Here is a 2,183-nt window from a genome sequence, read left to right on the forward strand (position 1 = left end):
GAGCTCGACGGGCGCGGATCTGAGCGTCACCGGCAAGGCCGACCTGCTCAAGGCCCTCGGCCTGACCTCGTCGGTGGGCGGCGGCAACGCCACCGTCAACGTCGCACGGACGACGAGTGCGACCTCGCTGGGTGCAACAATCACGGACGGTTCGTCGCTGAACGTCAATGGTCACGTCATCTCGTTCAAGAACGCGCCGATCCCGGGCTCGACCGGTGCTCCGAGCGTTCCGACCGGATATGGTACCAGCGGCAACGTCCTTACCGACGGCGCCGGCAACTCGACGGTCTATCTGCAGGGCGGCACGGTCAACGACGTCTTGAAGGCGATCGACCTCGCCACCGGCGTGCAGACCGCGACGATCAACGCCAACGGCACCGCGACACTGGCGACGGCCTCCGGCCAGACCAACTCGTCGATCAACGCCTCCGGCCTGCTCAAGATCTCGACCGGCGTCAACGCCGATCTGGCGATCACCGGCACCGGCAATGCGCTGAACGCGCTCGGCCTCGCCGGCAACACCGGGACTTCGACCGCGTTCACCGCGGCCCGTACTTCCGGCATCGGCGGCATCAGCGGCAAGACCTTGACCTTCACCTCCTTCAACGGCGGCACGGCGGTCAACGTCACCTTCGGCGACGGCACCAACGGCACGGTCAAGACGCTCGATCAGCTCAACACCAAGCTGCAGGCCAACAACCTGACGGCGACGATCGACGCCAACGGCCTGCTGACGGTCTCCACCACCAACGACTACGCGTCCTCGACCATCGGTTCGAGCGCCGCGGGTGGTGCGATCGGCGGCACGCTGACGACCTCGCTGACGTTCTCGACGGCTTCCAGCCCCGTCCAGGACACGGTTGCCCAGACCGCGCGTGCCAATCTGGTGTCTCAGTACAACAACATCCTGAACCAGATCGACACGACGGCGCAGGACTCCTCGTTCAACGGCGTCAACCTCTTGAACGGCGATCAGCTCAAGCTGGTGTTCGACGAGACCGGCAAGTCGAACCTCAGCATCACCGGCGTGACCTACAACTCCAAGGGTCTGGGCCTTGCTGCGCTGACCAGCGGCGTCGACTTCATCGACAACGCTGCCACCAACAAGGTGCTGACCAACCTGAACGCCGCGTCGAGCACGCTGCGCTCGGAGGCCTCGAGCCTCGGCTCGAACCTCTCCGTGGTGCAGGTTCGTCAGGACTTCAACAAGAGCCTGATCAACGTGCTGCAGACCGGCTCGTCCAACCTGACGCTGGCCGACACCAACACTGAGGCGGCCAACAGCCAGGCGCTGTCGACCCGCCAGTCGATCGCGGTCTCCGCGCTGTCGCTGGCCAACCAGTCGCAGCAGAGCGTGCTGCAGCTGCTCCGCTAAGTCGCGGACGACATCGCAAGCAAGATCCGGCGGCGGGGCTTCGGCCCCGCCGCTTTCTTTTTGCGCCGCCACCAAATGCCCTCTGGCGCGATGGAGGCGATGCGTCGGGTCCAGCGAATTGCTCACTCTGAGTTATGGTTGACAAGTAGCAAACGCTTCATCGGCGCATGAAAAACATCATCTGATCATGATGATAGGGGCCGAGCCCATCTGGCCGCATCGCTGTTATGGTGAATCCGGACGAGGACTGCCGCGACACGCTTCATGCTTTGTTAGCCCTCGACGTTCACCGTCCCGAGCATCGATTAATCCTAATCGAAGTTTTGTTGCGTTGCGTACCAGAAGGGTAACACTCAATGTCCGGTATCGTCCTCTCCTCGTCGGTTCGTCAGAACCTGCTCTCCCTCCAGTCCACCGCTGATCTTCTCGCTACCACGCAAAGCCGCCTGTCGACCGGCAAGAGCGTCAACTCGGCCCTGGACAATCCCACCAACTTCTTCACCGCCCAGTCGCTCGACAACCGCGCCAGCGACATCAACAACCTGCTCGACGGCATTGCCAACGGCGTGCAGGTGCTGCAGGCCGCCAACACCGGCATCACCTCGCTGCAGAAGCTGATCGACTCCGCAAAGTCGATCGCCAACCAGGCGCTGCAGACCACCGTCGGTTATTCCACCAAGTCCAACGTCTCCACCACCATCTCCGGTGCGACCTCGGCCGACCTGCGTGGCACGACCTCCTATGCCAGCGCCACGGCGAGCAGCAACGTCGTGTATAGCGGTGCGGCCGGCGGCGTCACCGCGGCAAC

2 protein-coding genes are annotated in these 2,183 nt (G+C 63.6%); both read left to right on the forward strand.

What is annotated here, in order from left to right:
• On the forward strand, window positions 1-1,375 hold a 1,375-nt coding region (locus tag XI05_RS09020), incomplete at its 5' end, for a DUF1522 domain-containing protein (protein WP_271500741.1).
• A gap of 356 nt (window positions 1,376-1,731) precedes the next feature.
• Window positions 1,732-2,183: flagellin N-terminal helical domain-containing protein (locus tag XI05_RS09025; RefSeq protein WP_442869245.1), on the forward strand; the 452-nt coding region annotated here is incomplete at its 3' end.

Origin of the sequence: Bradyrhizobium sp. CCBAU 11357, from assembly GCF_028128865.1 — a bacterium.
Lineage (GTDB): Bacteria > Pseudomonadota > Alphaproteobacteria > Rhizobiales > Xanthobacteraceae > Bradyrhizobium.